The following is a 7,294-nucleotide window of genomic DNA, read 5'->3' as shown; positions in this document are numbered from 1 at the left end:
TTCGGCTTCCTCGCGCTCGCGCATCTTGCGCGCCAGCTCTTCTTCCTGCTGGCGCAGCGCCTCGGCCTGCGCCTGCGCTTCTTCCTCGCGGCGCTTCAGCTCGGCTTCCTCGGCGGCAGCGGCGGCGGCGTCATCGACGCCGTCCTCGCGCTTGACGAAGACGCGCTTCTTACGCACCTCGACCTGGATTGTGCGCGCCTTGCCCGAGGCATCGGCCTGCTTGATTTCGCTGGTCGACTTGCGGGTCAGGGTGATCTTCTTGCGCTCGGCGCCGCCGGTGCCATGCGCGGTGCGCAGGTGGTCCAGCAGGCGTTCCTTGTCGCTTTCGTTCAGGGTGTCCTCGGCGGACGCCTTCTTGACGCCCGCAGCTTGGAGCTGCTCCAGCAGGGTGCTCGCAGGCCTGTTCAGCTCTGCGGCCAGCTGGGCGACGGTGGTCACGGCCATTGTTGAAATCCTTAAATCTTGTGTGGTGCGGAGCGGTCTGGTTTCGCTTGAAGTCGCTTCAGAGCGTGGCTGCTCGGGCGTTATGCGTTGAACCAGTGCTCGCGCGCCTTCATGATCAAAGCGCGTGCCGCTGCCTCGTCCAGGGACGAAATCTCGACCAACTCGTCGACGGCCAGGTCGGCCAGGTCGTCACGGGTGTGGATGTCGCCGGCCGCCAGCTTGGCGATCAGCTCCGGGGTCATGCCTTCCAGGTCGCGCAGGTCCTGGGAGACCTCCTCGACCTTCTCCTCGCGGGCGATTTCCATCGTCAGCAGGGCATCCTTGGCACGGGTGCGCAGCTCGTTGACGGTTTCCTCGTCGAAGGCCTCGATCTCGAGCATTTCCTGCATCGGGACGTAGGCGACTTCTTCCAGCGAGGCGAAGCCTTCGGCGATCAGGATGTCGGCGACTTCCTCGTCCACGTCCAGCTTCTCGACGAACAGCTTGCGCACCACGTCGGATTCCTCGGCCTGCTTGGCGGCGGATTCCTCGGCGGTCATGATGTTGATCTTCCAGCCGGTCAGCTCCGAGGCCAGGCGCACGTTCTGGCCGCCACGGCCGATCGCGATCGCCAGGTTCTCCTCGTCGACGACCACGTCCATCGCGTGGCGCTCCTCATCGACGACGATGGACTGCACGTTGGCCGGCGCCAGCGCGCCGATCACGAACTGCGCCGGATCCTCGGACCAGAGCACGATGTCCACGCGCTCGCCGGCCAGTTCGTTGGTCACGCCGTTGACGCGCGAGCCGCGCACGCCGACGCAGGTGCCGATCGGGTCGACGCGCTTGTCGTGCGAGACCACGGCGATCTTGGCGCGGCTGCCGGCGTCGCGGGCGCAGCTCTTGATTTCCAGCAGGCCCTGCTCGATCTCGGGCACTTCCTGCGCGAAGAGTTCCTTCATGAACTCGCCGGAGGAGCGCGACAGCATGATCTGCGGACCACGCTGCGTCGGATCGACGCCCAGGATCACCGCACGGACGCGGTCGCCGGTGCGCAGGTTTTCCTTGGGGATCATTTCATTGCGCTTGAGGCGGCCTTCGACACGGCCCGACTCGGCAATGATGTCGCCCTTGTCCAGGCGCTTGACGGTGCCGACGAAGATGCGCTCGCCCCGCGACATGAAGTCGTTGAGCAGCTGCTCGCGCTCGGCATCGCGGATCTTCTGCAGGATGACCTGCTTGGCGGCCTGGGCGCCGATGCGGCCGATGGGCACCGACTCCACGCCTTCCTCGATGTGGTCGTCGACCTCGATGTCGGCGATCTGCTCCTGCGCTTCGAACAGCAGGATCTCGGAATCCGGGTTCTGCAGGCCGGCCTCGTTGGGCACCACGTGCCAGCGGCGGAAGGTCTCGTATTCGCCGGTGTCGCGGTCGATGGCCACACGGATGTCGACCTCGCCGCCATACAACTTCTTGGTGGCCGAAGCCAGCGCCGCCTCAACGGCGCCGAACACCACATCGCGCTCCACGCTCTTCTCGCGCGAGATGGCGTCCACCAGCATCAACAGTTCGCGGTTCATTGATCGAGACCTCCGTCAACCTTGTCATCCGTCTGCCGGGACTTGGCATTGCTCTTCTTCTTCGACGCCTTGGGCTTCGCAGCCACGCCGTCAGCAGATTCGGATCCCTGGGGCGCCAAGCCCGTGTTTTTCTTCGCCGCGGACTTGCCCGCGGCCGCGCCGCCCGCCTTGCCCGGCGTGCGACCCTTGAAATTGATCTCCGGCACCAGCTTGGCCGAGCGCACTTCATCCAGCGCGAAGTCCAGCGCCTGCTCCGTCTTGCCGTCGGAGAAGATCACCCGCCAGTCGGTGCGCTGGGCCAGCGTGGCCGGGTCTTCCTCCGCGGCGACGCCTTCGGCCGCGACCAGCACGCCGCGGTACTTCTTGCGGCCCTGGAAAGCCTCGCGCAGGGTGATTTCCACTTCGTGACCGAGGAACCGGGCGTAGTCGCCGGCATTGTTCAGCGGTCGATCGAGGCCGGGGGTCGACACTTCCAGGCGCGTGTAGTCGATTTCCTCGACTTCCATCACGTAGCGCAACTGGCGCGTGACGCGCTCGCAGTCCTCGACGTTCACCGGCTGTTCCGGCTCCTGGCCGCCGACGAGCGGCTTGTCGATGAACACGCGTAGCAAGCCCCCGGCGCTGCGTTCGCAGCCCACCACCTCGTAACCCAGACCGGTCACGGTTTTTTCAACAACGGCTTGCCAGCTCAAATTCATCGACGACGGTATCTATCCTGTAGGGACACGTAGGGACAGCCAAAAAAAATGGGCTGGATGAATCCGCCCACCGTTCACTTTTTCAGCGAAGCTCGAAGTGTACTATGCAAACAGCGTGCCGACAAGGCTGTGGCTTCGTTCACGGCATGGCGTGCGAGAATCCCGGCCTCCCTCGAATCTATGAATACCAGGAGCAGACATGGGATTTCTCGCCGGCAAGCGACTGCTGATCACGGGCGTGCTGTCCAACCGTTCGATTGCCTACGGCATCGCCAAGGCCTGCCACCGCGAAGGGGCTGAACTGGCCTTCAGCTATGTGGGCGAGCGCTTCAAGGACCGCATCACCGAGTTCGCTGCCGAATTCGGCTCCAGCCTGGTGTTCGACTGCGACGTGGGCGACGACGCCCAAATCGAGCGCCTCTTCGAGGACCTGGGCCAGCACTGGCCGGAATTCGACGGGTTTGTCCACTCGATCGGTTTCGCCCCGCGCGAGGCGATCGCCGGTGAATTCCTGGATGGCATGACCCGCGAGAACTTCCGTATCGCGCACGATATTTCGGCCTACAGCTTCCCGGCGATGGCCAAGGCGGCGCAAAGCCGGCTGCGTCCTGGCGCTGCGCTGCTGACGCTGTCCTACCTGGGCGCCGAGCGTTTCGTGCCGAACTACAACACGATGGGCCTGGCCAAGGCCTCGCTGGAAGCCAGCGTGCGTTACCTGGCCTACGGCCTGGGCGCCAAGGGCATCCGGGTGAACGGCATCTCGGCGGGCCCGATCAAGACGCTGGCCGCTTCCGGCATCAAGGATTTCGGCAAGTTGCTGAAGCAGTTCGCCGACAGCGCCGCCATCAAGCGCAACGTCACGATCGAGGATGTCGGCAACACGGCGGCCTTCCTGCTGTCCGACCTGGCCGCCGGCGTGAGCTCGGAAATCATCTACGTCGACGGCGGCTTCAGCCACGGCGCGATGGCCGGCACGGAGTAACGCCTCTCACGCACCCTCACGCACACCCCGCCCCACCCGCCGATCACCTCGGTGGATCAGGGACGGTGGTGCTTGGGGTTCTGGCGCTTGCCGCCAGGGCCCCATGCTCCAGCGGCCAAGCGCGCCGGACGTGAAAGTAAAAACGGGACCCAGATGGGTCCCGTTCTTCATTTCGCGTCCACCACGCAATCCACGTAATACCTAGTCACCCCATCCGCGCCCTTTTCCGCGACCAGTCCATGGACATCGGTCGCGAAACCCGGGAACTTCGCGTTGAAGTCTCTGGTGAACTTCAGGTAGTCCACGATCCGCTTGTTGAAGCGCTCACCCGGGATCAGCAGCGGGATGCCGGGCGGATAAGGCGTCAGCAGTGCGGTGGTGACGCGGCCTTCCAGCTTGTCGATCTCGACGCGTTCCGTCTTGCGATGCGCGATGTGCGCATACGCGTCGGACGGCTTCATCGCCGGCTCGAGGTCGGACAGGTAGACCTCGGTCGTCAGGCGCGCGATGTCGCCGGACGCGTAGGCCTCGTGCACGCTCTGGCACAGGTCGCGCAGCCCCATGCGCTCATAGCGCGGGAAGGCGGCCACGAAGTCCGGCAGGATGCGCCAGATCGGCGCGTTCCTGTCGTAGTCGTCCTTGAACTGCTGCAGCGCGGTCAGCAGCGTGTTCCAGCGGCCCTTGGTGATGCCGATGGTGAACATGATGAAGAACGAGTACAGGCCCGTCTTCTCCACCACCACGCCGTGCTCGGCCAGGAACTTGGTGACGATGCTGGCCGGGATGCCGGTCTTGGCGAACTTGCCGCTCATGTCCAAGCCGGGCGTGATCACCGTGGACTTGATCGGGTCCAGCATGTTGAAGCCGGCCTCGATCGGACCGAAGCCATGCCACTTCTCGTTGGCCTTGAGCATCCAGTCCGCGGCCTTGCCGATGCCGTCGGCGGCGAGCTTGTCCGGCCCCCAGACCTTGAACCACCAGTCCTTGCCGTAGTCCTTCTCGACCTTGCGCATCGCGCGGCGGAAGTCCAGCGCCTCGAGGATGGATTCTTCCACCAGCGCCGTGCCGCCCGGGGGCTCCATCATCGCGGCCGCGACGTCGCAGCTGGCGATGATCGAGTACTGCGGGCTGGTCGAGGTGTGCATCAGATACGCCTCGTTGAACAGATGCTTGTCCAGCTTCACGTTCTGCGAATCTTGCACCAGCACCTGCGACGCCTGCGAGATGCCGGCCAGCAGCTTGTGGGTCGACTGCGTGGCGTAGACCATCGCGGTCTTCGGGCGCGGGCGATGCTTGCCCATCGCGTGATACGAGCCGTAGAAGTTGTGGAAGGCCGCGTGCGGCAGCCAAGCTTCGTCGAAGTGCAGCGTGTCGATCCAGCCGTCCAGTTTGGACTTGATGGTCTCGGTGTTGTAGAGCACACCGTCATAGGTGCTCTGCGTCAGCGTCATGATCCGCGGCTTGACCTTCTTCGGATCCACGCCCTTGAGCAGCGGATTCTTCGCGATCTTCTTGCGGATGGTCTCGGGCGAGAACTCGCTCTCCGGGATGGGGCCGATGATGCCGTAGTGGTTGCGCGTGGGCGTCATGAAGACCGGCACCGCGCCGGTCATGATGATGCTGTGCAGGATGGACTTGTGGCAGTTGCGGTCCACCACGACCACGTCGCCCGGCGCCACGGTGTGGTGCCACACCATCTTGTTGGAGGTCGAGGTGCCGTTGGTGACGAAGAAGCAGTGGTCCGCATTGAAGATGCGGGCGGCGTTCTTCTCGCTCTCGGCGACCGGGCCGGTGTGGTCCAGCAGTTGGCCGAGTTCCTCGACCGCGTTGCAGACGTCAGCACGCAGCATGTTCTCGCCGAAGAACTGGTGGAACATCTGGCCGACCGGGCTCTTCAGGAAAGCCACGCCGCCGGAGTGCCCCGGGCAGTGCCACGAGTAGGAGCCGTCCTGCGCGTAGTCCATCAGCGCCTTGAAGAACGGCGGCGCCAGGCCGTCGAGGTAGCTCTTGGCCTCGCGGATGATGTGACGCGCCACGAACTCGGGCGTGTCCTCGAACATGTGGATGAAGCCGTGCAGCTCGCGCAGCACGTCGTTGGGCAGGTGCTGCGAAGTGCGCGTCTCGCCATACACGTAGATGGGGATGTCCGCATTCTTGAAGCGGATCTCCTGGATGAACTTGCGCAGGTTCAGGACCGCCGGATCGAGCTCGCCGCCGTCGCCGTTGCCGGAGAACTCCTCGTCGTCGATCGACAGGATGAAGGCGCTGGCGCGGCTCTGCTGCTGCGCGAACTGGCTGAGGTCACCGTAGCTGGTGGCGCCCAGCACCTCGAAGCCTTCCTTCTGAATGGCTTCCGCCAGGGCGCGGATGCCCAAACCCGAGGTGTTCTCGGAGCGATAGTCCTCGTCGATGATGACGATGGGAAAGCGGAAACGCGGCGTCATGAGGCCTCCGGATCGGGGCAGGTCAAACAAGAAAGGCGCGAAGTGTAGGGCGTCAGCCGTGTCACGCAAGTGTTGATCCCGGGTTGTCGCAGAAACAGAACGGCCAGGTTGTCAATGGCCGCCAACTGCCGGCTTCAGGCCCCCGAAAGGACGTGAAGCGCCAGGAGGACCGAGGCGTACACTGCCCCGGCACACAAGGACCGGGCGAACCATGGATCGCCCGGACAACGAGGAGGATGGGATGGATTGGAGTGTCGCCACCTGGTGGTGGGTGATCTGTGGCGGACTGGTGGCGGCGGAGCTCGCCAGCGGAACGACCTTCTACTTATTGATGCTGGCCTTGGGCGCGGCGGCCGCGGCGCTGATGGCGCACGTCGGCGGACCGTTCTGGCTGCAGCTGGTGGTGGCCGCCGCTGTGGGCGGCGGCGCGGTGACCTGGTGGCACCTGCGCCTGAGACGCCATCCGCGCGCGCCTGCCGGCGAGAACCCCAATGTGAACCTCGACATCGGCCAGAGCCTGGACGTCGCGCTCTGGCGCGCGGACGGCACCGCCGAGGTCCGTTACCGCGGCGCGGCCTGGCAGGCGCGCTTCGTCGGCGCGGGCGCGCCGCACAGCGGGCGCCATGTGATCCGCGCGGTCGAGGGCAGCTGCCTGCTCGTTGACGCCGCCTGATCGCCCTTTTCTCTTTCTGTTTCCCGTTCCACATCTCCGGAGGAGGAGTCCCGCTCATGGAAATCGTCGCATTGGTCGTACTGGTCGTCGCCATCGTCTTCGTCGTGCAGTCGGTGAAGGTCGTCCCGCAACAGAACGCCTGGGTGGTCGAGCGCCTGGGCAAGTACCACGGCACGCTGACGCCCGGCCTGAACATCCTGGTGCCCTTCATCGATCGCCTGGCCTACAAGCATTCGCTCAAGGAGATCCCGCTGGACGTCCCCAGCCAGGTCTGCATCACCAAGGACAACACCCAGCTGACGGTGGACGGCATCCTGTACTTCCAGGTCACCGACCCGATGCGCGCGAGCTACGGCTCCAGCAACTACATCATCGCGATCACGCAGCTGGCGCAGACGACGCTGCGCTCGGTGATCGGCCGCATGGAGCTGGACCGGACCTTCGAGGAGCGCGACGCGATCAACGCCGCCGTCGTGCAGGCGCTGGACGAGGCG

6 protein-coding genes and 1 pseudogene are annotated in these 7,294 nt (G+C 64.9%); 3 read left to right on the top strand and 4 right to left on the bottom strand.

Annotated features, from left to right (window positions below; genetic code table 11):
* From FUT87_RS09610 to rimP, 3 genes and pseudogenes are all read right to left on the bottom strand, one after another.
* Positions 1-444, bottom strand: a 444-nt coding sequence (locus tag FUT87_RS09610; protein WP_186830456.1) for a translation initiation factor IF-2 associated domain-containing protein, incomplete at its 3' end; no start/stop codon positions are given.
* 80 nt (positions 445-524) lie between these two features.
* A complete protein-coding gene (gene nusA, locus FUT87_RS09605; RefSeq protein ID WP_091732952.1) occupies positions 525-2,003 on the bottom strand; it encodes a transcription termination factor NusA in 1,479 nt (492 codons plus the stop codon).
* A 176-nt stretch (positions 2,004-2,179) separates the two neighbouring features.
* Positions 2,180-2,695, bottom strand: a pseudogene (rimP, locus tag FUT87_RS09600) (ribosome maturation factor RimP); the annotation flags it as partial.
* 205 nt (positions 2,696-2,900) lie between these two features.
* Between rimP and fabI the strand changes: the two are divergent.
* Positions 2,901-3,683, top strand: coding sequence for an enoyl-ACP reductase FabI (gene fabI / locus FUT87_RS09595; RefSeq protein WP_147240888.1), 783 nt, complete (start codon positions 2,901-2,903; stop codon positions 3,681-3,683).
* Between the two features lie 167 nt (positions 3,684-3,850).
* Here fabI and FUT87_RS09590 read toward each other — a convergent pair whose 3' ends face one another.
* On the bottom strand, positions 3,851-6,127 hold the full coding sequence (locus FUT87_RS09590; protein WP_147240887.1) for an arginine/lysine/ornithine decarboxylase: 2,277 nt from the start codon (positions 6,125-6,127) through the stop codon (positions 3,851-3,853).
* A gap of 241 nt (positions 6,128-6,368) precedes the next feature.
* Between FUT87_RS09590 and FUT87_RS09585 the strand changes: the two genes are divergently transcribed.
* A complete protein-coding gene (locus tag FUT87_RS09585; protein WP_147240886.1) occupies positions 6,369-6,800 on the top strand; it encodes an NfeD family protein in 432 nt (143 codons plus the stop codon).
* Between the two features lie 56 nt (positions 6,801-6,856).
* Positions 6,857-7,294: paraslipin (locus FUT87_RS09580; protein ID WP_147240885.1), on the top strand; the 438-nt coding region annotated here is incomplete at its 3' end.

The sequence above is a fragment of the Mitsuaria sp. TWR114 genome (genome assembly GCF_007997345.1).
This window is presented reverse-complemented; position numbering and strand designations above follow the sequence as displayed.

Coding starts and splice junctions, on each gene's coding strand:
- nusA (WP_091732952.1), bottom strand. CDS start 2,003: ATGAACCGCGAACTGTTGATGCTGGTGGACGCCATCTCGCGCGAGAAG.
- fabI (WP_147240888.1), top strand. CDS start 2,901: ATGGGATTTCTCGCCGGCAAGCGACTGCTGATCACGGGCGTGCTGTCC.
- FUT87_RS09590 (WP_147240887.1), bottom strand. CDS start 6,127: ATGACGCCGCGTTTCCGCTTTCCCATCGTCATCATCGACGAGGACTAT.
- FUT87_RS09585 (WP_147240886.1), top strand. CDS start 6,369: ATGGATTGGAGTGTCGCCACCTGGTGGTGGGTGATCTGTGGCGGACTG.